This is a genomic window from Streptomyces sp. BL1, assembly GCF_057628045.1.
The window spans coordinates 379,971-402,030 of the sequence record NZ_JBXYWZ010000002.1; the positions used below are offsets into that span (position 1 = coordinate 379,971).

25 protein-coding genes and 1 pseudogene are annotated in these 22,060 nt (G+C 69.5%); 11 read left to right on the forward strand and 15 right to left on the reverse strand.

The window, feature by feature from the left end:
• The first annotated feature begins 60 nt into the window (after window positions 1-60).
• Together AC3AGO_RS01855 and AC3AGO_RS01860 are read left to right on the forward strand one after the other, a co-directional pair.
• Window positions 61-651, forward strand: coding sequence for a hypothetical protein (locus AC3AGO_RS01855; RefSeq protein WP_487818302.1), 591 nt, complete (start codon window positions 61-63; stop codon window positions 649-651).
• Window positions 648-1,604: an NAD-dependent epimerase/dehydratase family protein gene (locus tag AC3AGO_RS01860; protein ID WP_487818303.1), complete on the forward strand. Its 957-nt coding sequence runs from the start codon at window positions 648-650 to the stop codon at window positions 1,602-1,604. The genes AC3AGO_RS01855 and AC3AGO_RS01860 overlap by 4 nt, the downstream gene beginning before the upstream one ends.
• 27 nt (window positions 1,605-1,631) lie before the next feature.
• Here AC3AGO_RS01860 and AC3AGO_RS01865 read toward each other — a convergent pair whose 3' ends face one another.
• Window positions 1,632-1,934, reverse strand: coding sequence for a cupin domain-containing protein (locus tag AC3AGO_RS01865; RefSeq protein WP_487818304.1), 303 nt, complete (start codon window positions 1,932-1,934; stop codon window positions 1,632-1,634).
• 361 nt (window positions 1,935-2,295) lie between these two features.
• Here AC3AGO_RS01865 and AC3AGO_RS01870 point away from each other — a divergent pair, with 361 nt between their 5' ends.
• Window positions 2,296-3,159: an LLM class flavin-dependent oxidoreductase gene (locus AC3AGO_RS01870; RefSeq protein ID WP_487818305.1), complete on the forward strand. Its 864-nt coding sequence runs from the start codon at window positions 2,296-2,298 to the stop codon at window positions 3,157-3,159.
• Window positions 3,160-3,272: 113 nt separating this feature from the next.
• Window positions 3,273-3,503, forward strand: coding sequence for a hypothetical protein (locus tag AC3AGO_RS01875; protein ID WP_487818306.1), 231 nt, complete (start codon window positions 3,273-3,275; stop codon window positions 3,501-3,503).
• 45 nt (window positions 3,504-3,548) lie between these two features.
• Here AC3AGO_RS01875 and AC3AGO_RS01880 read toward each other — a convergent pair whose 3' ends face one another.
• The 4 genes from AC3AGO_RS01880 to AC3AGO_RS01895 all read right to left on the reverse strand — a co-directional run bounded on the left by AC3AGO_RS01880 (window position 3,549) and on the right by AC3AGO_RS01895 (window position 6,970).
• Window positions 3,549-4,217, reverse strand: a complete 669-nt coding sequence (locus AC3AGO_RS01880) for a DUF6082 family protein (protein WP_487818307.1) — start codon at window positions 4,215-4,217, stop codon at window positions 3,549-3,551.
• Window positions 4,218-4,689: 472 nt separating this feature from the next.
• Window positions 4,690-5,492, reverse strand: a protein-coding gene (locus AC3AGO_RS01885) for an IS5 family transposase (protein ID WP_487818308.1) whose coding sequence is annotated in 2 segments (ribosomal slippage) — window positions 4,690-5,151 and window positions 5,154-5,492 — 801 coding nt in all. Because the reading frame shifts where the segments join, the coding sequence is not laid out codon by codon here.
• Window positions 5,479-6,381 (reverse strand): DUF3626 domain-containing protein, encoded by a 903-nt coding sequence (locus AC3AGO_RS01890; protein WP_487818309.1) that lies wholly within the window; start codon window positions 6,379-6,381, stop codon window positions 5,479-5,481. Before AC3AGO_RS01890 ends, AC3AGO_RS01885 begins: the two co-directional genes overlap by 14 nt.
• 190 nt (window positions 6,382-6,571) lie before the next feature.
• A complete protein-coding gene (locus AC3AGO_RS01895; RefSeq protein WP_487818310.1) occupies window positions 6,572-6,970 on the reverse strand; it encodes a MerR family transcriptional regulator in 399 nt (132 codons plus the stop codon).
• 72 nt (window positions 6,971-7,042) lie between these two features.
• On the opposite strand from AC3AGO_RS01895, the gene AC3AGO_RS01900 reads away from it, so the two are divergent.
• Together AC3AGO_RS01900 and AC3AGO_RS01905 are read left to right on the forward strand one after the other, a co-directional pair.
• The gene (locus AC3AGO_RS01900) at window positions 7,043-7,852 is read left to right on the forward strand and encodes an alpha/beta fold hydrolase (RefSeq protein WP_487818311.1); all 810 of its coding nucleotides are present in this window, start codon (window positions 7,043-7,045) and stop codon (window positions 7,850-7,852) included.
• A gap of 175 nt (window positions 7,853-8,027) precedes the next feature.
• Window positions 8,028-8,393 (forward strand): VOC family protein, encoded by a 366-nt coding sequence (locus AC3AGO_RS01905; protein ID WP_487818312.1) that lies wholly within the window; start codon window positions 8,028-8,030, stop codon window positions 8,391-8,393.
• 116 nt (window positions 8,394-8,509) lie between these two features.
• Here the strand turns inward: AC3AGO_RS01905 and AC3AGO_RS01910 are convergent, their stop codons facing one another.
• Window positions 8,510-9,364, reverse strand: a complete 855-nt coding sequence (locus tag AC3AGO_RS01910; protein ID WP_487818313.1) for a ribosome-inactivating family protein — start codon at window positions 9,362-9,364, stop codon at window positions 8,510-8,512.
• A 411-nt stretch (window positions 9,365-9,775) separates the two neighbouring features.
• Window positions 9,776-10,504, reverse strand: coding sequence for an SDR family oxidoreductase (locus AC3AGO_RS01915; protein ID WP_487818314.1), 729 nt, complete (start codon window positions 10,502-10,504; stop codon window positions 9,776-9,778).
• 76 nt (window positions 10,505-10,580) lie between these two features.
• Here AC3AGO_RS01915 and AC3AGO_RS01920 point away from each other — a divergent pair, with 76 nt between their 5' ends.
• Entirely contained in the window at window positions 10,581-10,958 is a 378-nt protein-coding gene (locus AC3AGO_RS01920) for a MerR family transcriptional regulator (protein WP_487818315.1), read from the forward strand.
• Window positions 10,959-11,002: 44 nt separating this feature from the next.
• Here the strand turns inward: AC3AGO_RS01920 and AC3AGO_RS01925 are convergent, their stop codons facing one another.
• Both AC3AGO_RS01925 and AC3AGO_RS01930 read right to left on the reverse strand, forming a co-directional pair.
• A complete protein-coding gene (locus tag AC3AGO_RS01925; RefSeq protein WP_487818316.1) occupies window positions 11,003-11,497 on the reverse strand; it encodes a cupin domain-containing protein in 495 nt (164 codons plus the stop codon).
• 143 nt (window positions 11,498-11,640) lie between these two features.
• On the reverse strand, window positions 11,641-12,951 hold the full coding sequence (locus AC3AGO_RS01930; RefSeq protein WP_487818317.1) for an acyltransferase family protein: 1,311 nt from the start codon (window positions 12,949-12,951) through the stop codon (window positions 11,641-11,643).
• Window positions 12,952-13,182: 231 nt separating this feature from the next.
• On the opposite strand from AC3AGO_RS01930, the gene AC3AGO_RS01935 reads away from it, so the two are divergent.
• Complete coding sequence (locus AC3AGO_RS01935; RefSeq protein WP_487818318.1) at window positions 13,183-13,578, forward strand: hypothetical protein; 396 nt, start codon at window positions 13,183-13,185, stop codon at window positions 13,576-13,578.
• Window positions 13,579-13,635: 57 nt separating this feature from the next.
• Here the strand turns inward: AC3AGO_RS01935 and AC3AGO_RS01940 are convergent, their stop codons facing one another.
• The 5 genes from AC3AGO_RS01940 to AC3AGO_RS01960 form a co-directional block, all read right to left on the reverse strand.
• Window positions 13,636-14,907, reverse strand: a complete 1,272-nt coding sequence (locus tag AC3AGO_RS01940; protein WP_487818319.1) for a vanadium-dependent haloperoxidase — start codon at window positions 14,905-14,907, stop codon at window positions 13,636-13,638.
• 132 nt (window positions 14,908-15,039) lie between these two features.
• A complete protein-coding gene (locus tag AC3AGO_RS01945; protein ID WP_487818320.1) occupies window positions 15,040-15,831 on the reverse strand; it encodes an ABC transporter ATP-binding protein in 792 nt (263 codons plus the stop codon).
• On the reverse strand, window positions 15,807-16,643 hold the full coding sequence (locus tag AC3AGO_RS01950; protein ID WP_487818321.1) for an ABC transporter permease: 837 nt from the start codon (window positions 16,641-16,643) through the stop codon (window positions 15,807-15,809). The genes AC3AGO_RS01945 and AC3AGO_RS01950 overlap by 25 nt, the downstream gene beginning before the upstream one ends.
• The gene (locus AC3AGO_RS01955; protein ID WP_487818322.1) at window positions 16,640-17,734 is read right to left on the reverse strand and encodes an ABC transporter substrate-binding protein; all 1,095 of its coding nucleotides are present in this window, start codon (window positions 17,732-17,734) and stop codon (window positions 16,640-16,642) included. The genes AC3AGO_RS01950 and AC3AGO_RS01955 overlap by 4 nt, the downstream gene beginning before the upstream one ends.
• A 91-nt stretch (window positions 17,735-17,825) precedes the next feature.
• The gene (locus tag AC3AGO_RS01960) at window positions 17,826-18,806 is read right to left on the reverse strand and encodes a TauD/TfdA dioxygenase family protein (protein ID WP_487818323.1); all 981 of its coding nucleotides are present in this window, start codon (window positions 18,804-18,806) and stop codon (window positions 17,826-17,828) included.
• A 624-nt stretch (window positions 18,807-19,430) separates the two neighbouring features.
• Between AC3AGO_RS01960 and AC3AGO_RS01965 the strand changes: the two are divergent.
• The 3 genes and pseudogenes from AC3AGO_RS01965 (at window position 19,431) to AC3AGO_RS01975 (ending at window position 20,952) form a co-directional block, all read left to right on the forward strand.
• A pseudogene (locus AC3AGO_RS01965) lies at window positions 19,431-20,283 on the forward strand (helix-turn-helix domain-containing protein).
• Complete coding sequence (locus AC3AGO_RS01970; protein WP_487818324.1) at window positions 20,280-20,468, forward strand: DUF397 domain-containing protein; 189 nt, start codon at window positions 20,280-20,282, stop codon at window positions 20,466-20,468. The pseudogene AC3AGO_RS01965 and the gene AC3AGO_RS01970 overlap by 4 nt, the downstream one beginning before the upstream one ends.
• A gap of 130 nt (window positions 20,469-20,598) precedes the next feature.
• The gene (locus AC3AGO_RS01975) at window positions 20,599-20,952 is read left to right on the forward strand and encodes an ester cyclase (RefSeq protein WP_487818325.1); all 354 of its coding nucleotides are present in this window, start codon (window positions 20,599-20,601) and stop codon (window positions 20,950-20,952) included.
• Between the two features lie 504 nt (window positions 20,953-21,456).
• Here the strand turns inward: AC3AGO_RS01975 and AC3AGO_RS01980 are convergent.
• Window positions 21,457-21,981, reverse strand: a complete 525-nt coding sequence (locus tag AC3AGO_RS01980) for an STAS domain-containing protein (protein ID WP_487818326.1) — start codon at window positions 21,979-21,981, stop codon at window positions 21,457-21,459.
• Window positions 21,982-22,060: the final 79 nt, after the last annotated feature.

A 22,060-nucleotide genomic window follows, 5' to 3' on the forward strand; every position in this document is an offset into this window, starting at 1 on the left:
GACGCCTATTTCCGCACCGCATAGATTGAATGGTCTAGTGCAGAAATAAAGGTGATTGCCATGACTCTGCACCTTTCTGAGGGGCGTCTGCGCCTCCCCACAGCCTCGACTCCGCGCGGAGCCTGGGCCCTGTGGACCGCCGGATGTCTCGCCTTCCCGCTCGCCGGTCTGGCCGGGCGGGCGGTCGGCGGACGCCTCGACAGCGCCGGAGCGGCACTTGTCGGCGGCGTGGTCACGGGCCTCGCCATCGGTATCGCCCAAGTGCTGGTGGGCGGGCGGCGGTTCGACCCGCGCCGCTGGATTCCCGCCACCGCCGTCGGCATGGGTCTGGGCCTGGCGCTCGGCGCCGCGCTCGTCGGCTACGGCACGTCACTGCCCGAACTGATCGCCATGGGCGCCGTCACGGGGCTGGCGATGGGACTCGCGCAGGCCTGGGCGCTGCCCGCCCGTACACAGACCCGGTGGGTCTGGGCGGCGGCCACGCCCGCGCTGTGGGCCCTGGGCTGGACCGTCTCGGCCTTCATCGGCGTCAGCGTCGACGACCAGTACATGATCTTCGGCATCTCCGGGGCGCTGGTCTTCACCGCCCTGTCCGGCGGCCTGCTGTACAGGCTTCTGCCACCCCTGACCCTCAAGGCGGCCTCTCTGTGAGCGTTCCCCAGCATGTGGTCTTCGGCGCCGGAGCGGTCGGCCGCGCCACCGTGGCGGCGCTGCGCCGGCGTGGCGAGACCGTCCGGGTGGTCAACCGTTCCGGGCACGCCCAGCTCCCCGACGATGTCGAGGTCGTCGGGGGTGACGCCCGGGACCCGGCGTTCACCACCTCCGTGACCCAGGGCGCCCAGGTCGTCTATCAGATCCTCAACCCGCCCTACCACCAGTGGCCCCAGCAGTTCCCCGACCTCCAGGCGGGCGTCCTCGCGGGCGCCGAGGCCGCCGGAGCGCGGCTGGTGAGCATGGACAACGTCTACATGTACGGGCGGCCGGGCGGGCAACCGTTCACCGAGACCAGCCCGAACGCGGCCGGCACCCGCAAGGGCGTGCTGCGCGGCACGATGGCCGACGATCTGCTGGCCGCCCACAAGACGGGGCGCGTCCAGGTCGCCATCGGCCGCGCCTCGGACTACTTCGGCCCCGGTGGCGGCGCCCAGACCAACCTCGGCGACCGCGTCTTCCAGCCCGCCCTGCGCGGCAAGACCGCCACCGTGCTGGGCGACCCCGACCAGCCGCACACCTACACGTACATCCCCGACATCGGCGAGGCCCTCGCCCTCCTCGGCACGCACCCGGACGCCCCCGGCGAGATCTGGCACCTGCCGAACGACGAAGAGACCCGCACCACGCGCCAACTCGTCGGCACCGTCTACGCGTTGGCGGGTCACTCCCGCGCCCGGCTGCGCAGCCTGCCCGGCTTCATGCTCACCCTCATCGGGAGCTTCGACCGCGGGATGCGGGAACTCGTCGAGATGCAGTACGAGTTCGAGGAGCCGTTCATCGTCGACAGCAGCAAGATCAAGACGCGGCTGGGGGCGACGGCGACGCCGCTGGACGAGGCCTTGAAGCAGACCCTCGCCGACTATCGCGCCGCTCGCGGGGCGGGCGGCTGAGCGTGGTGGCGGCCGCCGGGTGCTCGCTCAGGGGGTTGCCGCGGGGTCCTTGACCTCGATCTCGACGAAGGCGAGCCACGCGTCGCCCGTGTTGACGACGTCGTGTTCCGCGCCGGCGGGGCGGGAGTACGACTCGCCGGCGCGCAGGTGCGACTCCGTGGCGGGGCCGTCCGGGGTGAGGGCGGTGATGCGGCCGTCGGCCACGGGGACGACCACGTAGTCGTACTCGTGCACGTGACGGCCCGTGCGCGTACCGGGCTCGAAGTCCCAGCGCGTGACCCGCACTTGCTCGTCGTCCCGCTGCACCGTCGCACGCGCGGTCGTCGTCATCTGCCCTCTCCTCGCCCCGCCACCCGCCCCTCCGGGGCGGGCAACGCCCATGTCACAAGCTTGATCACAACCGGAACCGAATATACGCGCGCCTCGGTACGGCGCAATGCCCCCTCGTCGGGGGCGGCACCGGGGGTGCGGCGCGGCCCCGTTCCGGGCCGCGACACAGGGTCCGGCGCGGGCCCTCCTCCCGGCCCCGTCCGGGCCGCCCAGGCGGGCGGGCCACTAACCGGCGGGCAGGCCCCGCCGCCCGTGCGCCGCTCCGGGGCAGCGGCGCCGGCCGGAGGAACGTGGCCGACCGGCCCGCGTGTCGGTGCCCGTTCCATTGCCGTGCGCCAGCACGGCGACGCACGATGCCGGAATGCGCTTCTCTCTCAACATTCCCAACTTCGGCGATTTCGCCGACCCTCGTACGGTGGCGACGCTCGCCACCGCGGCCGAGCAGGCGGGCTGGGACGGCCTGTTCGTGTGGGACCACACCGTGCACGGCGGCCACCGGGGGCGCCCCTTCGGCGACCCGTGGATGCTGCTGACGGCCGCCGCGCTGGCGACGTCCCGGCTCAAGCTGGGCACGCTGGTCACGCCGGTCGCCCGGTACCGGCCGCAGCAGCTCGCCCGCCAAGTGGCCACCCTGGACAACGTCAGCGGCGGACGAGTCATCTTCGGCGCGGGGCTCGGCGGCCCCATCGAGGACGAGTACGGCGCGTTCGGCGACACCGCCGACACCCGCGTCCTCGCCGAGCGCCTCGACGAGGGGCTGGACCTGCTGCAGCGGTTCTGGTCGGGCACGCCGGTCCATCACGAAGGCCGCCACTACCGAGCCGATGACGTCACCCTGCTACCAGCGACAGTCCAGCAGCCCCGGCCTCCCGTATGGATCGGCGGCTTCTGGCCGAACCGCCCGCCCATGCGACGAGCCGCCCAATGGGACGGCGCAGTCCCGCTGTTCGCCGACGCCAAGCACGGCCAGGCGCCGCCCCTCGACCAGGTACGCGACCTCGCCACGTACATCCACCACCACCGTGGCACCCGCCAGGACGCCCCCTTCGACCTCGTCGTCGGCGGCATGAGCCCCACCGACGACGCGAAGGCCCGCGACATCATCGGCCCCCTGTCTGAAGCGGGCGCCACCTGGTGGGACGAACGCCAACTCCAGGCCACCCCAGAACTCGACCAACTCAAACCGGTACTCCGCAGAGCAGAACAGGGCCCGCCCACCCTCTGAACGCCGCCCCGGCCCGGATCCCGCGAGTCGCAGAGCAAGTAGTGCCGAAATGGATAGAGTTGCCGCCCTGTCCGGGGCGCAACGGGGCGTCCCTCACTGAGGAAAGCACGTATATGCACATCATCAGGCGGCTGGACTCGTCGGATCAGGGATGCATCAACAACCACAACTGTCCGGCAGCGTTCTCGCTGTCGTCCGGTGACGTCGCCTTCATCGGCCGCAAGGCGTCACCCGAACTGCGGAAAACGCTACCCCCCGGTTCGGGTGTTGGCGAAGGAGAAGAACTCGTGGTCGTTCCGCTCGAGGTTTTCGTCAGCGCCGGGTGGGACCCGCCCGCACGCTGAGGCTCAGTGCGTGGCCCGGCCGGCACCGCCCCCAGGGCCACGCCCTCAGCCGTTCATCCGCCGCGCGTACGCCAGTTCGGCCATGTCATAGAACTTGCGCATCGGCCCTCCATGGGGCGCCGTCCGGCTGCGGTCAGCACGGGTGCATTCCCAGAAGGCGCGCACGACTTCGTTGCTGAAGGTGTAATAGAGACTCTGCTCCACCTCGTCATCGGTGAAGTAGCCCAACTCGTAGCACATGATGTGATGCGAGATGATCAAGTTGCAGTACATGTACTGCTTGCTGCGGTCATCGGAGATTCCCGGTTCGTAGCTCGGCCAGCACTGCATCAACAGCGGGTCCTCCATGGCCATTTCGAGCAGCTTGATGTGCTGCCCCCGCACCGCTGCTTCTGCTGAGCGCTGCACCGTCCTGTGCCGGCTCTGTGCGTCTTCGCGTTGCAACGACAGCTCGCCGCGCTGCGCTTCGAGTACCTCGCGATGCAGGCGCGCCTCGTCGCCCTGCTGCCGGAACGTGCGGGCGATATAGACGAGGACCACGACAGAGGTGGCGGCAGCGGCGGCCCCGTAGGCCTGGCCCGCATTCCCGTTGGCAGCTGTCTGAATTGTGGGCAGGCTGGTCAGGACCATGGTGAGTCCGACCGACCCCATGCAGGAGACCAAAGTGATCGCACCCAGCATGTAGGTTTCTCGCACGCGGCTCGGCGTGGCCATCGCGTCCCCCCATGACGTCGAGGCGCTTTTCTCAGCTGAGGTGAGGATTTCCTCGCGCCCTGCGACAGAAACGACGCGGCAGAGGCGCGGCAGAGCGCAGGGCAGACCCCAAGGGGCGCACCCCTTTCCGCTGTATGAAGACACCATGCACCGGCCGTTTGCGATACCCGTTGGGACGCGTCTCCCTCTCGCGCACCAGAAAGGAAGCGCGCCGTCCCTTCCGCGGCGCTCTCGCAAATTCCCGTATGCGCCGGGTGGCATTTCTCGCCCTGGTGCGCGTTTCTCCCGTGCGGGACCATGCATCGGTGCGCCACCCATGCACCCTTGTCAAGACGAGGAAAAGGCGCACCGCGGCGCCCTTCATGTACCGCCACCATCCGGCAGGTTCGGCACCCGATCGCCGTTCGGGCTCGCACCGGACAGGAGCCGGGTCAATCCCGCGCGGCGCGCGCGTAGCCCCTAAGACGTCATCTCATTTGGTGAGTTTGCGGTAGCAGATGAGGGTGCAGGCGATGCTCGTGAAGGCGAGGAAGTGCTCGGCTTTCCGCTCGTAGCGTCGGTGGAGGCGGCGGTAGCCGGCGAGCCAGGCCATGGTGCGCTCGATGGTCCAGCGGTGGCGGCCCAGCCGCTGCGAGGCCTCGATGCCCTTGCGCGCGATGCGGTGGGTGATGCCGCGGCTGCGTAACCATCGCCGCAGGTGGGAGTAGTCGTAGCCCTTGTCGGCATGGAGCTTGCCCGGCCTGCGTCGTCGGCGTCCCCAGCGGGATCGGATTGGCGGTATGCCCTTTACCAGAGGGATCAGGGCCTGGCTGTCATGCAGGTTCGCCCCCGAGATTCCAATGGACAGAGGCAGACCAGTTCGCTCAGTGATCAAGTGGATCTTTGAGCCGTACTTGCCCCGGTCGACAGGATTCGGACCTGTCAGGTCCCCCTTTTCAAGGCCCGCATATTCACCGAGTCGATCGCGCAGCGGGTCCAGTCCAGCTCACCACGGGACCCGAGTTCGTCAAGGACCAGGCGGTGCAGCTTGGCCCACACCCTGGCCTGGCTCCACTCGGTGAACCGTCGGTGGACGGTCTGCCATGAGGCGCCGAAGACCGGCGGCAGCTGCCGCCAGGTGCATCCCGAGGTGGCAACGAAGACGATCGCGGCGAGGATCGCGCGATCGTCTAGGCGCCGCCGGCCACCCCCTTGCCGCCGCGTCGGGGCAGTCGGTCTGACGGCTCGGAACAACTCCCACAGCCGCTCCGGCACCAAGCGGTCAGCGAACGCCATCGAGCCCAGCCTCCTCTTCCTGCTCCCCATGCTCCGCCTCGTCGGCCACCTGCCAAGGTGCTCCGAAACGCGCCAGGTAGTGCCATACCTTCTTGACCGCCTGCGGGTCATAGCGTCGAGTACTGGCGGCATCTCCAACGAGGCGCGGATTGAGTACGCCATCGACGGCGATCTGTGTGCCTAGGTCGATGAACTCCTGGCCCCGATAGGCGGGATGCCGATGGAGCTCCTCGACCGTGAGTCGGAATCCAGGGTGCCATTCCACGGGGCATGGAAGGCGGCCAGCAGCGTCCTCGACGGCCGTGCCTCGGTAGCAGTGGTCCAGGACCAGGGCCTCAATGTCGCGATCGAGGCGGACCGGTCCGTGCACCTGCGCTTCGATGCAGTCGTCGAGGGCGTCCCGATGGTCGGCCAGGGATAGCTCGATAAGCCCCATGCGCTCTGCGGTACCGAAGTCTGAGGGCTCCAGGCAGCTGTCCGGATAGCAGAACGTCGTCCGCTTCAACGTGCGGGCGGTGAGCCGGAAGTGGCAGGAACCGAAGCGCGGCGCCGCGCCGACCGGGTTGTGGCCGAAGTTCAGTGCCCCATAGACGGGCCGCTCGCTGGCAGCAGCGTTGTCGTAGGCGCCGTTGAAGATCCGGCTCTCCCACCGCCACCGGTCCCCGCCGGGGTAGGCAGTCAGGCCGCCATTGCTCGTTCCGGTGACGAACTGTGAGACATAAACGCCACACTCAGCCAGGGAGTCAAGGACCGGCATGCCACGTGTCAGACGGTCCGGATGGAAGTTGAGGGTCACCCGCAACATCGGATCCACCGGCGGACCAGACGACAGCCCGGCCACATGGCCAAGAGCCCGTTCCTGCGGTGTCCGGATGGCGTCGAAGCTCATGCGCGCAGTGTCTCCGAGCTGACCAGCCCGTGCACGCAGGTTTCCGCATGCCCACAACTATCGACGCGCTTCGCTGATCGCCAATCGAGACGACCTCTAAGTGGTCACTGGAGACGGTGCTGGGGCCGTCCCTGCGTACTCGACTGGGGGCGAGGATCAGTACTGGGAGGAGCGGCGAAATGGCGGCCCGTCAGATCTGGCGTACGGCGAGGCCTCGTTGCTCGCCCGCCGCCTGCTGGGAGGGCGCGGCGGCGATGACGGTGTCGAGCATCGTGCGGGATGCCTGCAACTCCTCGATGGTATGGGTGATCCGCTCGCTCTCCTGCCGCAGTTGGGCGACCAGGTCCGGGCAGGTGGGCACAAGGCGGCCGTCGTCTGCACGGATGCAGGGCAGGACCTGAGCGATGAGAGAGGTCGGGAGGCCCGCCGCCAACAGACAGCGGATGCGGCGCACCGTCTCGACGTCCGACTCGCTGAACACACGGTAGCCACTCGGCAGCCGCTCCGGCGCCAGGAGCCCCTGCTGCTCGTAGTAGCGCAGCAGCCGTTCATGGACCCCCGTGCGCCGGACCATGTCCTTCATACGCATGCGGCTTGCCCCTCCCCGTACACAACGTGCGACTTGACTCTGACACTGATGTCGGACTTTAGCGTCGGCGGCATGACCACCGATCACGCACTCCCCATCCCTCACCTCGATGCCGTCGTGAAGGGCAGTGGCCCCGCGCTGCTGCTCGCCCACGGCGCCGGCGGCGGCATCGAAGGCAATTTCGGACTCGTCCTGGACGACCTCGCCGGCGACCACACCCTCGTCGGCCCGCACTATCCGGGAGCGGGCGGCTCCCCCGTGGCCACTGAGCCCCTGGACCTGGACGACCTCGCCGACCAACTGGTTGCCGCAGCCGTCGCCGAAGGCCAGGAGTCGTTCGCCGTGCTCGGGGAGTCGCTCGGCAGCGCTGTGGCCGTCCGGATCGCCGCCCGGCATCCCGAGCGGGTCCGGGCGCTCGTCCTCACCGCCGGCTTCCCGGTCGCGGACCCCGTCCTGGCTCTGGCCGCGCGGCTCATCAAGTCCTTGGCGGACGCGGACCGTTGGGATGACGTGGCACGACTCGCCTGCCTCTCGTGCCTGTCGCCCAGGGACCTGGCGGACCTCGAGCCCGCTGACCTCGACGCACCGGTAGCCCAGACCCTGGCCGGGATGCCGCCAGGCATGCTGGACCACTTTGATCTGGTTTCCCGCGTGGATGTCCGGGCCGACCTTGCGAAGCTGTCAGCACCCACCCTGGTGGTAGCGCCCACCGGCGACCGGCTGGTGCTGCCCGAGAGTTCGTACCGCCTGGCGGCTGGTATCCCGGGGGCCAAGCTGATCGAACTGCCCGGCGCGGCCCACATCCTGAACGAGGCCGACCGCGCGAAGTGGCTCCACCACGTCCGCGAGTTCCTCGGCACTCTCCCCTCGACTGCGGCATGACCGTTCCGATCAGCACGGATCAGGCCGGTCCGCCCGTGGCCTCCTCGGCACGGCACCGGGCCGGCCCGGCGGGGCTCGTGGGTACGGATCGAGAAGCCCGGAAAACATGACGGCACTTGTCAGGAATGGCAAGGCAAGCTCTGGTCGTCCAGAGACACCGACCGAGGAGTGAGCGATGTCGAAATCGATCGTGTTCATCGTGTACGTCAACGACGCACCCGAAGCGGCGCGCTTCTACGCAGACCTGCTGGAGATCGAGCCCAGCTTCGAGACCCCTCGCTACATCGCTTTCGATCTCGGCGATGGCGCGGACCTCGCGCTCTGGAGCGGGAACGTCGACGAACTGACCCCGGCGGTACCACGCACCAGTGAAGTCTGTCTCTCGCTGCCTGGCGGCCCCGACGTGATCGACCGCCAGTTTGAGCAGTGGGTGGCGAAAGGAGTCCACGTGGTCAGCGAGCCGCGCGATGAGGTTTTCGGGCGCACGTTCGTCGTCGCGGATCCGGACGGCAACCTGATCCGGGTCGCCCCCGTCGACTGACGCCACCCTGCGACCCCGCGTACGGAGTCCGATGGCGGCCACTCGCCGGCTGACCGCGTCCGGGCAGGAACGGGGGCCAACTGTGCGGCGGCCGGCCCCTGTTCCTGCGGGGTGCGCTACTTGGGGCTGCTCTTCTTGTGGACCACCGCGAGGTAGCCCTGACCGTCCTGGAAGCTGTGCAGGTGCTGGCGGAGACGCTCGTGGATGCTGTCCGAGGGCTGTGCGTCGGGGGATTGGGTGACGTTGAGCATCCACTGGGACACGTCAGTCCAGTCCTGGATCAGGTCCAGATTCTCCTGGGTCATCGTGGTCGGCCGGTTGTAGTGCACGGCGTTGCGGATGTCGGAGGCGACCGGCCGGATGCGGGCGGCTTCGGAGGTGGCGGTGATGACGGTAATCAGGCTGCGTGCCAGTTCGCGCCGGGTGGGGGCGTCGGCCGTCGGATCGGGGGCGCCGTGCCGGTTCATCCGGTAGCGGCCGTCGGCGTTGTCCAGGGCGGAGAAGGCGCGCCAGAGGCTGGGGCGTCCGTACTCGATGTTGTGGCGATTGGGATTGTCGGGGTTGTTGGGGCGCCTATAGGCTGCGGTGCTCTCCAAGTTGTCGTAGCCGCCCGGCAGTCCGGTGTGCACGACGTCGCGGTGGTTCCAGCCCAGGAGGGGCCCGATGTGGCGGTCCCCGAATTCGAAGAGCGTGCCCTGCTCCGGGTTGTCGCGGTTGTTGTAGGTGGCCCAGGCGTGCAGGTAGAGGTTCTCGGCGGTGAAGAAGAGATCGACGGGCTGGCTCCCGTCCCGGTAGACCCGCAGGCGGATCAGATCGCGGTTTTCCGGCTCGGTGGTGCGTACGTAGTTGCGCAGGACGGGCCCGGTCTCCCGGCGCAGGTCGTTGATCGCCCGCTGGTAGTTGGCGGCGAACTGGATGTTGCTCTGGGTCCCGTCGCCCTGCGGCGAGATCGAGAGCGACACATGGTGCACGCGGGGACGGTTCTGCCCTTGCCCGTGACCATGGCCGTGCCCGGGCCCGTGTCTGTGGCCGGGCCGCCGGGCAGCGCTGCGCGCCGTCAACTCCCCGTCCGCGCCCTTGGCTTCGCTGCCGTCCGCCTTGTCCGCGGTCTTCGGCGCAGCACTGTGGGCGGCGGCAGCCTGCTGCGCCCCGTCCTGAGAGGCGGGGAGCGCACCGTTGGCAACCGCCGTGACCCCCACGGCAAGCGCGGCGGCCGGAGCCACCCCCCACAATGCGGCGCGTCGGAAAGAGCGTCGTTGAATGGTCATGACCACTCCGACTCGCTTGCGCGGCTGGGCAGTTGCCTAACGAGCGCCCCTAGTACATGGCCGTTACAGTCATCGCCCGGCTGATACTCAACGCCGGCGTGGCCCGAGGGCCCATCAGGTCGCCGTCAGGGCCGTCAGCGCGCGGTCCATCGCGGCGTTGAACTCTTCCGGCGTCAGCGGCAGTCGGGACTTGACGTCCCGGCTCCACTGGTCGGCGAGGACCTCTGCGGAGCCCGCCTCGACGCCGTCGAGCGCCGCGTCGGCCAGGTCCGACGGAGCGATCTTGTCCACGGGCCAGCCCGCGGTCATGTCGGTGTCGGCCAGGCCGAGGTGTACCGCTGTGACGAGCGTGCCCTGCTCGGCGAGCTCCAGGCGGACACCGTTGGTCATGGCCCAGGCGGCGGCCTTGGTCAGGTGGTAGGCGTTGGCTCCCGTGCCCCCGAACCACGACATGGCGGAGAGGACGTTGACGATGGCGCCCCCGCCGTTCCCGGCGAGGGCCGGCGCGAACTCCCGGATCATTCCCAGGTGGCCGAACATGTTGGTCTCCAGCTCGTGCCGCACCGTGTCCAGCGAACCGGTCACCAGGTCGGTCCCCGTCTGGATGCCCGCGTTGTTGACGAGCAGCGAGACGTCCGGGGCGGCCTCGGCGGCGGCCCTCACGGACGCGGGATCGGCGATGTCGAGGCGCAGCACCTCGACCCCGGGCAGGTCCACGGTCTCCGGTCGGCGGGCCGTCGCGTAGACCTTGCGGGCGCCGCGTTCGAGCAGGCGCTGGGCGAAGGCGCGGCCCAGGCCGCGGTTGGCTCCGGTGACAAGGGCAACTGAGTTGTTGATTTCCATGTCCGGTACGCTAAAACCTGACGTTGACGTCAGGGGCAAGTGCTGGTCGTCAGAACCGGGGTGGGGGGGAATCACCATGACCGTCACGCAGGCCGCGGCCGAGCGGCTGATCCGCATCGGCGAGGTGGCGCGGGGCGCCGGCGTCTCGGTGCGCGCCGTGCGCTACTACGAGCAGCAGGGACTGCTCATCGCGGAGCGCAGCCCATCCGGCCAGCGCCTCTACCGGCAGGACGCCGTCACCCTGGTGCGCTTCTTCCAGCAGATGTACGCCGCCGGCCTGACCAGCCGAAGGATCTCCGAACTCCTTCCGTGCTGGGACTCCGGGCACACCGACGCCGAGCAACGAGCCATGCTGCGCGCCGAGCGCGACCGCATCCAGGCCAAGGTCGACGACCTGCAGACCGCCCTGGACCGCCTCGACGAGGTCATCGCGATCACGGAAACGCACCCGTAGGCGCGGTCGGTCGGACGGCGCACCAGCGGTCTACGGCTGGAGCACTAGGCCTCGAAGTCCTCGACGAAATAGCTGTCGTGGCGGATGCGGAACTCCTTCTGCTCCTCCCGGCTGCGCTGTGACATCTCGGCCACCCGCTCGAAGTACTCCTCGCGCGGCGCGCCCGGTGCGAAGAGCAGCAGCATCGACGCGGGGTCGTCGGAGGCGTTCTTGAAGGCGTGCAGTCCGCCCACCGGTACGTAGAGGAAGTCGCCGGGGCCGCAGGGGACCCAGCGTTCGCCGTCGAAGATGGTCACCTCGCCGTCCAGTACGTAGAAGGACTCCGAAATGGCGCGGTGGAAATGCGTCGACGGGCCCGGCGCTTTGGGGCCCATCTGCACTTTGTAGAGGCCGAATTCACCGCCGGTGGACTCACCTGTGGCGAGGTAGTGCGTGGCGCCGCCACCGGACGACCGGAGATCGGGTTCGGTGTCGGCCGGCCTGAACACGGCGTTGATTTCGCCCTTTTCGCCGAGGTAGCGGGGCTCGGGGTACGACATGGTTCCTCCCGTACTGTCGTCGCCCGCCCACTGTCGGCAGGCCGTCCTTCTGCGGTCTTGGTGATCGTGTCGCGCCCGGTGGCGGGCCGTCACGGTCCTCCGGAATGAGTCTTCCTGAGGCGAAAGTCCCAGGCTCTGAAGCACTACCGGTTCGTGTCGAACTCTCCGGCCCCCTCGCTCGACGGCCTGGGCGTCCTGCCGCTCTTCGGCCGCATGCCGAAGAGGAAGCGGGTCAACCTCGTGCGGCGGACGAGTAGTTCGTACGTGGTGACGGTGAGGGCGAGGGAAGCCGTGACGATCAGGGCGTATTTGACGGGGATCGAGGCGTCGAGGCCGACGACGCCGTAGGCGACCGCCACGACGATCGGCTGGTGCAGCACGTACAACGGCAGGGCGCCGACGGCCAGATAGCCCAGTATCCGTTGGCGGCGGCCGGCCCGGCCGGACACGGACTCGGCCTCAGCACCGGCAGCGGACTCGCCACCGGCAGCGGCACCGGCACCGTCGGCCGACACGCGCACGGCCCGTCGGTCGAGGAGGCCCACGATGCCCACGAGCCAGCACCAGCCTGCCGCGCCGTAGAGGGCGCGGGAGACGGTCGCGAGGGCCGTCGGGTCCGTGAAGGGGTCGCCCTCGGCCGTGAATCCGGGGGCGCACGCGACGAAGAGGAGCGGGCCGAGTACGGCGGCCACCACCGCGTCTCTGCGCATCGCCGTACGGAAACGGTCGTCGGTGGCCAGGGCGTACCCGTACAGGAAGAAGAGCAGGTACGCCCAGCGGTGCCAGCCGCCGTAGTCCTCCTCGATGCCGAGCAGCGCGCTGAGCGCGGCGAGCAGGAGCGCCGGCAGCAGCACCACGCCGCGCCGCTCGCACGCCCGGGCGAGGCGGTCACGGATCCGGCGGGCGGGTGCCGCCGGGAACCACCGGACCGCGGGCGCCAGCAGCAGCGAGAACGTGAGGAGGAGGACCACGAACCAGAGGTGGCCCGTCTCGAAGTGCTCGCCCTGTACGACGAAGGGGAACGCGGACGGCTCCAGGTGGACGTCGAAGAAGTGCGGCAGGAAGTCCACGTATGACACATCGTCACCGCCCTGTGCAGCAGCCCGTACGCGCAGCCACTGCGGCACCGGCAACAGCACGGCGGTCGCGAACAGCAGCGGTACGCCGAGTCGTACGAGCCGTTCCTTCGCGAAGCCGCCGGCGCCGCGGCGGCGCAACGAGAACCAGGATCCGAGACCCGCGACGAAGAACAGCATCGGCATCGCCCACACGACGCCCAGCCCGGCGATGATGAGGATCGCGTCGGTGGTGTCGCGGTTCTTGATGTAGAAGTCGTCGTCCGTGGCGAAGACCAGCGCCGAGTGGAAGAACACCAGCCCGATGACCACGAGCGTGCGGATGACGTCCAGTTCCGTACGCCGGCCCGGCACGGCGCCCGCCCCGACATCGGTCATCCCGCCTCCCCCGCCAGGTGCCCCCGGCGGCAACAGTCTCCGCCGCCCCGCCCCCGACCGCCAGAGTCGTCCCCGAACACGCCCCGGCCACCCCACACCCCCAGGCAATCGAAGGGCGACATCGACTTGCATACGCAATGTCGCAGGCCAAATGGGACTTCGCCGACGCAATTGCGTACGATCTTGCGGATGGCGGCCGCTGACCACGGCCGCGAGCACAGAGGGGGAACCATGTCTCGGAGAGCAACCGCGCGCAATACGGCACTGGGAACGGTGCTCGCGGCGAGCGTTCTCGCGGGGTGCTCGCACAGTGAACCGGACGTGCCGGTGGGGTCGTTCGTGGGGCAGTCCGTTGGTCAGGTGGAGCGGAAGCTGCCGCCGGATTCCTCGATGGTGTCGTACGACCTGTCGAAGCCCGTCACCGGCGCGAAGCCCTCGTACCGTCTCGGGGATCACGCGGGCACCGACGACGAATGGGTTGTCGTGGCGTCCTGTGCGAACACGAAGAACGTGCAGGACGGCACCAAGCTCGCGGTCGGCGTCCTGGCCGCGGACGCGCGCACGGAGAAGCGAGCACGACAGGCCGAGCACCATGCCTTCGACCGCTACCTCTCGGAGTGCAAGTAAAGGGACCGCGGGCCTGTCCGACGGCCCGCGATCCCCTGCTTGGGTGAGGCGAAATAGTCAGCGGGGGCTGAGCAGTTCAGCCGAGTCCCTGAGTGCGTGACGGGCCACGTTCTTGCCGAGGGTGACGCCGGCCTCGTCGGCGGTGCGGGTGTGGATGCCGGAGTACACGCGGGCGTCGACGTCCTCCGCGGTGAGCTGGTGCCAACTGGTGTACGTGCGTGTGACGCCCGGCGCCGTGGGGCTCGTCAGTTTGAACGGGGCGGTGACCGGTCCCGCGTACGAGTCGAGCACCGCTTCGGCCGCACCGGAGTACGTGTTGTGACCGCTGGGATAGTCGGGGTGCGCCGGAGTGTCGTGCAGGGGCGTCCAGTTGGGGTCGCGGTCGATGTCGCCCGTACGGATGGCGGTGACGGGACGCCACCGCTGGTGCGCGTACTTGGTGTCGGACGTGGCGATCTGCGTGTCGACCAGCGCGGTGTGGAACAGCCCCACCAGCGCGGCCTGTTCGCCCGTCCCCTGCTGCGAACGGCTCAGCGCGACACGCAACGGCTCGGTGTAGAGCGTGAGGGAGGAGCCGAGCCAGAAGGTGGCGGTCTCCGTCTGGTGCGGGGTGCGCTTGGTGCTGTCCGCGGCGCCGTACGTACGGACCTCGTCGAGGTCGGCGCGGTAGCGGGCCGAGTCCAGCGCGGGCGGTGGGCCGAGCCGGTACTGGTCGGCGCTGTCCAGCGCGAACGGCCGCGCGAGCCGGTTGCCGTACTGGGCCGCGGGCGCGTGGTCGGGCGGCGTGGGCTGCCACACGCCGGGGGCGGGGTCGGGCACCGGGAAGGGCGCGTTCACGGATTCCGGGTCGAGGCCGTCGTCCTTCCGCGCGTCCAGGGCGCGTTGGGCCTGGCGTTCGCCTGCCGCCACGCCACGGTCCTCGGCGGGACCGTCGGGGATGCGGTCGAGCGTCCGCTGGAGGGCGGCGTCCAACTGCCCCGTACGGGAGGGGGCGAGGGCGACGAGGGCGTGGTGTACGGCGGAGGCGAGCGCCGCGTTCTGGAAGTCGGCGCGGTCCGCACGGTCGGTGCCGTCGGGTGCCTGCCGCGTGGCCCGCGCCGCGGCGAGCCAACTGATGGCCCAGGTGCGGTTGTTGGTCACCTGGGTCTTGGCTCCGGCTTCCGCCACGGTGTCGGCGGTGGTGTCGTACCAGTCTAGGGCCACGGAGTTGCGGTGTGCCTCGGGCGGTGCGGCGGCGGGCGGCGTGGCGGCGGGGGCGGGGGTCGCTGTGGCGAGCAGGGCCAGTCCGGAGAGGGTGATCAGGGTGTGGCGGGGTCTGGGCGGTTTCACATGTGCTCCTTCAGGTTTGTTCGGGTCGGCCCCTCTACGGGGCGCATGCGTTGGGTGCGGGGGGCGTTTCCTGCGCGGGTGCGGTCCGGTGTGCCCACCCGTTCCGCCCCTTGGCGGACCGCGTGCCCACACCTAGGTGGTTGGGGCTTCCGCCTCGGTGTCCAGGCCGAGCTGGGTCAGCAGTTGGTCGCGGAGTGTCGCGTGTGCCTTCGTGCCGTGGTGGCGTGGGGGCGGGAGGTCTACGGGGAGGTCCGCGATGATGCGGCCCTCCTCCAGGACCGCTACGCGGTCGGCGAGCGCGATGGCCTCGTCCACGTCGTGGGTGACCAGCAGTACGGCGGGCCGGTGACGGGCGCACAGGCGGCGCAGCAGGGTGTGCATCCTGATGCGGGTCAGGGCGTCGAGGGCGCCGAACGGTTCGTCGGCGAGGAGCAGTTCGGGTTCGCGTACAAGGGAGCGGGCGAGGGCGACGCGCTGCTGTTCGCCGCCGGAGAGCTCGACGGGCCAGGCGCGTTCGCGGCCGGCGAGGCCGACTTCGGCGAGTGCGGCCCGGGCCCGTTCGACTGCGTCCGGGCCGGTGAGGCCGACGCGTACGTTGTCGAGGACGCGTTTCCACGGCAGCAGCCGCGCGTCCTGGAAGACGACCGACACCTGCTCGGGCGCGCGCAAGGTACCGGCTCCGTGGACGCCGTCGTCGATGCCGGCCACGGCCCGCAGCAGGGTGCTCTTGCCGGAGCCGCTGCGGCCGAGGAGCGCCACGAACTCGCCCTCACCGAGCCGCAGATCGAGCCCGTCCAGCACCCTGCGGTCGCCGAAGGCACGTACGAGCCCCGACAGCCGGACCACATCCCTGTCCGCACCCGATGCCGAGTCGTCGTCCGTACGGGCCGGCGCCTCGGTCAGTCCGCCAGTGTGCGTCGCCATGACAGTGCCCTCCTCTGGACGATCCGTACGAGGCCGTCGGAGAGCAGGCCGAGAAGTCCGTACACGACGAGTCCGACGATGATGATCTCGGTCTGTCCGTACGTCCGGGCCAGCTCCATCATGTAGCCGATGCCGCTGGTGGCGTTGACCTGTTCGACGACGACCAGCGCCAGCCACGCCGAGGTGACGGCGAAGCGCATCCCCAGCAGGAAGCCGGGCAGTGCGCCGGGGAGCACGACGTGCCGCAGGAACTGCGCCCTGTTCAGCCGTACGGTCTCGGCCAGTTCGACGTACCGGCTGTCGATGCCGCGCAGCCCGTTGTGGGTGTGGATGTAGACGGGGACGAAGACGGCGAGCGCGATGGTGATGACCTTCATGGGTTCCCCGATGCCGAACCACAGGATCAGCAGCGGGATGAGCGCCAGCGAGGGGATGGACCGTTTGATCTGCACGGGGCCGTCGATGACCGCCTCGCCGATCCGGCTCAGCCCGGACACCACGGCCAGCACCAGACCCGCCGCGACGCCGAACAGCAGCCCCACGGCGACCCGTTGGACGGAGGTTCCGAGGTTGGTCTGCAGGCGTCCGTCGGCGATCAGGTCGCCTGCCGTGGAGACCACCGTCCAGGGCGCGGAGATGCTGCGCGGGTCGATGAGGCCGGCGGCCGAACCCGCCGCCCATACGACGAGCAGCAGCACAGGACCGAGCGCCCACCCGTACGGGACCGGCCGGCCCGGGCCCAGCCGGGAGCGTGGCCGGCGGAGGGGCACGAGCGCGGACTCACCGCTCCCGCGCACGGTTACCGTACTCATGGCTTCTTCCGCCCTTCGGCGCGCTCGTTGTCGGTAGGCGCTTTGCCGGTGAGTGCGTCGGCGGCGACGTGTTCGTAGCGCCGGTCGAAGAGCGTCGCGGCGTCGAACGTCTTCTTGCCGGTCTCCTTCGCCAGCAGGTCGACCGTCTTCTGCTGCCGGGCGATGGGCCCGTCCCAGCTGCGCGGGATGTCGGGGTGGCCGTTGTGCTCGACCAGGTAGGCGCCGTCCTCGGCGCTCAGCCCCTGGTCCTTGACGAAGTAGCCGCGGATCCACTCCTGGGGGTGCTTGTCGATCCAACGCATCGCCCGCGCCCAGAACTTGACGAGTTCCCGGACCGCCGCCGCCTTCCGCGGGTCCTTCACGCTCGCGGTGGGCGCCCACAGGTGCCCGGGGTCGTCGCGCAGCCCGTGCGGGATGGTCTTGGCGCCCTCCTTTCCGTACTTCGCCGGATAGCGCTTGATGTTGACGTCGCCGAGCGGTGCGGCGTCGACCTGTCCGTTGGCCAGCGCGGTCGGGTAGACGTCGCCGGTGCTGGGCAGTTCGACCAGCTGTACGTCGTCCTTGGCGAGCCCCGCCTTGGCCAGGATGCGCAGTACGAGCGCGCCCTGCGCCTGGCCCGGGCTGTACGCGATCTTCTTTCCGCGGAGGCCCTTCAGTGAGTCGATGCCGGCACCCGGCGCGATACCGAGACGGTAAATGGGGTGCCGCAGCGGGTCCTTGCGGAATTTCGCCGCCACCAGTTTGGTGTCCAAACCGGTCCAGTGCGCGTGGATGGAGGGGATTTCCGCGGACGAGCACACGTCGAGAGAGCGTGCGCGGAAGGCTTCCGAACACTGGGGCCCACCACTGATGTTGGCCCATTTGACTTTGAAAGGCAGCTTGTCGAGCTGGCCGGACAGGCGCAGTGCGACCTTGAGTTCAGGTGACCCGACGGTGAGGGACGTACGGGAGGACACCTTTGCGGGAATCTTCCGGTCCGCCACGTTCTCGCTTTTCGCGGTGGTGGTGGACTGGGTGTTCTGCACACAGCCGGCCAGCAGCAGGGAAATGCTGAGGACTGCCGGCAGGGCAGCGCGTATCGCTCGGGGCATGAATGGATTCCAGATTCGGCCGGGACGGAAAGGTCCCGGGGCGGGCTGCACGTGTCAGGACTGCGCATGTCAGGACTGCGGAGCCCGTGTGTCAGGCGCGGACGACGACCTTGTGGTCCGAGGTGAACGGCTGTCCCGAGACCAGTTCGGACTCGCGGCCGTCGGGCCCCACCGGCACATCACCGGTCAACGTGACGCGGTGCAGCCGACGTTCGACGTGCAGATGGTCCAGGTCGCCCGGGGCGAGGTGAGCGGTGGCGCGGTTGTCCCAGAACGCGACGCTGCCCGGCTCCCACCGGAAACGCACCGTGAACTCGGGGCGGGTCAGCTGCTCGTACAGCAGCTCCAGCAGTTTGCGGCTCTCGCGCGGCGTCACGTCCAGGATGTGGCTGGTGAAGCCGGGGCTGACGAACAGTGCGCGTTCACCGGTCTCCGGGTGGACACGCACCACGGGATGGTTGGCGACCAGCAGATTGTCGTTGACGCGGCGGGCGTAACCGCTGTCGCCGGTCGGCTTGCTCTCCCCGCCGTAACGGTGCTCGGCACGCAGCCCGTCGATGAACGCGCGTACGGGAGCGGACAGCGCCTCGTACGCCGCGACGGTGTTGGTCCACGTCGTGTCGCCGCCGTACTCGGGAACGGTCTCGGCACGCAGGATGGAGCCCGCCGGCGGGTTCACTGCGGGCGTGACATCGGTGTGCCAGCCGCCGAAATAGCTGTACTTGCGGCGTACGCGCTGCTGGTCGATCCCGTCCCCGTACCGCTTCTCGTAGCGGCGCGGGTCGATGGTGAAGATCTCCGGGAACTGCTCCGGCGGCGTGTCGTCGTGCGGGTGCGCATAGGTCAATTCGCCGAAGTTGCGGGCGAAGGCGATCTGCGAGGCGTGGTCGAGACTCTGGTCGCGGAAGAAGACGACCTTCCAGCGGTGCAGCGCCTCCCGGATCTGCCGCGTCTGCTCGGGCGTCAGCGGCTGTGCGATGTCGACGCCGGAGATGTCGGCACCGATGTGCCCGGCGACAGGCCGGACCGTGAGGGCGTTCTGGGTGGGGGATTTCTCTGCGGGGACAGCCATGAATGATCCTCTCGGCCCTCCGGACACGGTCCGGGGGCAGGGGAAAGCGGTGAAAGGGCGAGCGGAAAGACGAGACCGGCGCGCCACGGCAGCGGGCATCCGTACGGCACGGAATCGGCCACGGGGGGGGGCGGGACACATGCGGGGGACGCGCGATGTGCGCGCACGTGTCAGTGCGTCGGTCCCCGAATTACGGCGTGCGCGTCAGGCCTGACAGAGGGCGCTGGAAATGCGCCGCAGGTCGACATGCCGGCGGACGGCGAGATGCAGTCCGCGGACCGGGAAGGCAGCCCGAGCCGGAAAGGGAACGCAGAACCGGAAGAGAGCCTCGTGCGCGGCAATGTGACGGCGCGACATGTACGGCCCCTCCTTCCGGATTCCGGTGGCGGCCGCGTTCTCGGCGGCCACATTGATACTCGGCGCACGCCGCACATACGTCAACAGCCCCGCGTTGCGCCCGCATTGCATTCATGTGAGGCCACATCCGGCCGCGGATGACACGTACGGGGAGCACGTACGGGTGGTCACCGTACGCGGTGCGGATATGGACGGTGCGGAACGTCTACGGTCACTCTGGGTCAGTTGATCGGCGGGGAGTCCCACGTCACCTGGAGGTGGCCGCGTATGGCCGACACCGCAGTCCAGTCCGAGCTGCCGGACGGCTGGGAACGAGAACCCGACGCCTCGGACAGCCTGCGCACCTTCGGCGCCGTCGTCCAGGCCCTGCGGGAGAACGCCGGCCTCAACCGGGTGCAGTTCGCCGAACTGGTGCAGTTCTCCACACACTGTGGCATCAGTGGAGTTGGGCCGCCGGATGCCCGACGCCGACTTCGTCGAGCGGGCGGAGGCGGCGCTCGGCGACACCGGCGCGCTGCGGCGGGCCGCCCGCTATCTGTCGCGGCAGCCGGGCATCGCCGCATGGTTCCGCCAGTGGGCACGGCTGGAGACGACGGCCGTGAGCCTCGGTACGTACGAGTGCCGGCTGGCGCCAGGACTGTTGCAGTCCGAGCGCTATGCGCGGGCGATCTTCGACAACCGTCTGCCGCCGCTGTCCGACGACCAGATGGAGGCGCAAGTTGCCGCCCGGATGGAGCGCCAGCAACTCATCCGGTCGCGCCCCAACACCGAGTTCAGCTTCGTTCTTGAAGAGCACATCGTGCGGCGGCGGTTGGGCGGTGACCAGGTCACGCGTGCACAGTTGGACCACATGCTGACGCTCGCCGCGTTCCGCAACGTGTCGGTGCAGATCATGCCGACGGACAGCGAGTGCCATGCGGCCCTGGACGGCCCGTTGGCGCTTCTGGAGACCCCGGACAACAGACGGCTGGCCTACTCCGAGGGGCAGAAGAACGGGCGGCTCATCGTCGACCCGAAAGAGGCCGTTGTTCTGCACCAGCGGTATGCAACACTCCGCTCACAGGCCCTCAACCCTCTGGATTCCGTGGGCCTGCTGGAGCGCATCCGAGGAGAACTATGACCACCTCCGAACCGACCTGGTTCAAGTCCAGCTACAGCGGCACCGAGGGCGACAACTGCATAGAGGTCGCCGTGAGTGAACAGGCCGTCCGCGTACGGGACTCCAAGGACGTGACACAGCCCCACCTCGCCGTCGGCCGTACGGGCTGGGAGCGGTTCGTCCGCCACGTGGCGGACGACAGCTGACAGACCGGCGCGGTGAGAGGGGCGCCGGAGTGCCCGCTCTCACCGCGCCGTACGGGCCGTACGGGCTCGTCCGCGGGCGCCGGGCGCGCTGCGTTGTTGCGGCGCTGTACGGATGTTTGACTGCGGTGCCATGACGCACACTCCCACGGATCTCTACCGGCGCTGGATCGACGACGTGTGGAACGGCTCCGCCGAGACGGTGAAGGAGCTGGTGTCCGACGACTTCGTCGGTCACTGGCCCGACCGCGACGTGAACGGGCCGGACGCGTTGGCCCAACTCATCGCGCAGACCCACGAGATGTTCAGCTCACTGCGCTTCGACATCGAGGTGGAGCCGTTCTCGGACGGCGAGTTCGTCGCGGGCCGCTGGATCGGGCGGGGCCGTACGGCGGAGGGCGAGACGCGGTTCATCGGCAACGACATCCTCCGCGTACGGGACGGCCGCTTCGCCGAATACTGGGTCGGTACGACGCAGACCGGCTGAGAGCGCTCCCCGTCCCGCTCCCCCGGCCCGCTCCCTTCGGACGAAACGGTGCGCGCTGTTCCGTTCGACGGCAGCCCCGGTCTACCCTGCTGGGGAGAGGACACGAACAGCGTTGCGCCGCAGCGGTATCGCGCACCGAACCGTTCCTCTCCGGCCACCCGGACCCCGCGGCCGCGTACGACTCATCCGGCTCAGGCCGGCTGGGACCGTATCGCCGTCTGCGGCCCCAGTCCCGTCCTCCGGCGGTGTTCCAGGGCGGGGAACTCTTTCCGTGACCCCCGTCACCGCCAGGAGGACCGGGCGCGGAGAGTTCCGGAAGGGGAGCCGGCTCTCTCCGCGCCCGACGACGCCGCCCGCCGCGCGCACGGGGGCTCCTGACGGCGCGTCACGCGGGGCGGCGTCCTCAGCGTGCGGCGCTCTTGGCCGTGAGCGGTGCTCTCGGTCGCGTACGTGAGATCCGCCCGGCGCCGGATCACCTGCCGGGGCTGGACTTCGTACAGTCGCTTACGCGTCCCCGTCGTGGCGGAGGCGGCCCGCGCCGCCGCGGGGCCGCGCTGCCGGATCCCGGCGGCCGGGCTCGGGAGCCGACGCCGGGGGCGCCGCGTCCGGGCCGGACGGCGGGCCGTCATGGGGTGCGGGATAGACGGGCGGCCACGCGGGGCGGTAGGCGTCGGGGACGGCGCTCAGGGCGTGTCCGACGGTGGGGTAGCAGGAGAACAGCTCCTCCACCTTCATGATCATCAAGAGGTGCAGCAGGCGTGCGCCGGGCGAGGCCAGCAGCAGGTGGCCGTCCAGTTGGCGGCACAGCCACTCCATGGCCAGCAGGCAGTTCAGCCCACGCGAGTCGCAGAACCTCAGGGCCGTCATGTCCAGGACGAGGAAACGGTGGCCGTCCTCGATCACCGTGCCGGCGTGGGAGAGGAACTGCTTCTCCGTACGGACGTCCAGCTCTCCGGACACACGCAGCACCGCACAGTCCGATCCGGAGAACACTGTGGTGAGCTTCAGTTGCCGTGTGCTGTCGGACATGGACCTCCCAAGGCCTTCGGAACTACGACGTACCCAGAACGAGTCCGAGAAAATACCACCAGTCGAACGCAGCACGACC

What these genes read in the sequence shown, in the direction of transcription:
- AC3AGO_RS01855 (WP_487818302.1), top strand. Translation starts at nt 61, where the DNA reads ATGACTCTGCACCTTTCTGAGGGGCGTCTGCGCCTCCCCACAGCCTCG.
- AC3AGO_RS01865 (WP_487818304.1), bottom strand. Translation starts at nt 1,934, where the DNA reads ATGACGACGACCGCGCGTGCGACGGTGCAGCGGGACGACGAGCAAGTG.
- AC3AGO_RS01870 (WP_487818305.1), top strand. Translation starts at nt 2,296, where the DNA reads ATGCGCTTCTCTCTCAACATTCCCAACTTCGGCGATTTCGCCGACCCT.
- AC3AGO_RS01875 (WP_487818306.1), top strand. Translation starts at nt 3,273, where the DNA reads ATGCACATCATCAGGCGGCTGGACTCGTCGGATCAGGGATGCATCAAC.
- AC3AGO_RS01880 (WP_487818307.1), bottom strand. Translation starts at nt 4,217, where the DNA reads ATGGCCACGCCGAGCCGCGTGCGAGAAACCTACATGCTGGGTGCGATC.
- AC3AGO_RS01890 (WP_487818309.1), bottom strand. Translation starts at nt 6,381, where the DNA reads ATGAGCTTCGACGCCATCCGGACACCGCAGGAACGGGCTCTTGGCCAT.
- AC3AGO_RS01895 (WP_487818310.1), bottom strand. Translation starts at nt 6,970, where the DNA reads ATGCGTATGAAGGACATGGTCCGGCGCACGGGGGTCCATGAACGGCTG.
- AC3AGO_RS01900 (WP_487818311.1), top strand. Translation starts at nt 7,043, where the DNA reads ATGACCACCGATCACGCACTCCCCATCCCTCACCTCGATGCCGTCGTG.
- AC3AGO_RS01905 (WP_487818312.1), top strand. Translation starts at nt 8,028, where the DNA reads ATGTCGAAATCGATCGTGTTCATCGTGTACGTCAACGACGCACCCGAA.
- AC3AGO_RS01915 (WP_487818314.1), bottom strand. Translation starts at nt 10,504, where the DNA reads ATGGAAATCAACAACTCAGTTGCCCTTGTCACCGGAGCCAACCGCGGC.
- AC3AGO_RS01920 (WP_487818315.1), top strand. Translation starts at nt 10,581, where the DNA reads ATGACCGTCACGCAGGCCGCGGCCGAGCGGCTGATCCGCATCGGCGAG.
- AC3AGO_RS01925 (WP_487818316.1), bottom strand. Translation starts at nt 11,497, where the DNA reads ATGTCGTACCCCGAGCCCCGCTACCTCGGCGAAAAGGGCGAAATCAAC.
- AC3AGO_RS01930 (WP_487818317.1), bottom strand. Translation starts at nt 12,951, where the DNA reads ATGACCGATGTCGGGGCGGGCGCCGTGCCGGGCCGGCGTACGGAACTG.
- AC3AGO_RS01935 (WP_487818318.1), top strand. Translation starts at nt 13,183, where the DNA reads ATGTCTCGGAGAGCAACCGCGCGCAATACGGCACTGGGAACGGTGCTC.
- AC3AGO_RS01945 (WP_487818320.1), bottom strand. Translation starts at nt 15,831, where the DNA reads ATGGCGACGCACACTGGCGGACTGACCGAGGCGCCGGCCCGTACGGAC.
- AC3AGO_RS01950 (WP_487818321.1), bottom strand. Translation starts at nt 16,643, where the DNA reads ATGAGTACGGTAACCGTGCGCGGGAGCGGTGAGTCCGCGCTCGTGCCC.
- AC3AGO_RS01955 (WP_487818322.1), bottom strand. Translation starts at nt 17,734, where the DNA reads ATGCCCCGAGCGATACGCGCTGCCCTGCCGGCAGTCCTCAGCATTTCC.
- AC3AGO_RS01960 (WP_487818323.1), bottom strand. Translation starts at nt 18,806, where the DNA reads ATGGCTGTCCCCGCAGAGAAATCCCCCACCCAGAACGCCCTCACGGTC.
- AC3AGO_RS01970 (WP_487818324.1), top strand. Translation starts at nt 20,280, where the DNA reads ATGACCACCTCCGAACCGACCTGGTTCAAGTCCAGCTACAGCGGCACC.
- AC3AGO_RS01975 (WP_487818325.1), top strand. Translation starts at nt 20,599, where the DNA reads ATGACGCACACTCCCACGGATCTCTACCGGCGCTGGATCGACGACGTG.
- AC3AGO_RS01980 (WP_487818326.1), bottom strand. Translation starts at nt 21,981, where the DNA reads ATGTCCGACAGCACACGGCAACTGAAGCTCACCACAGTGTTCTCCGGA.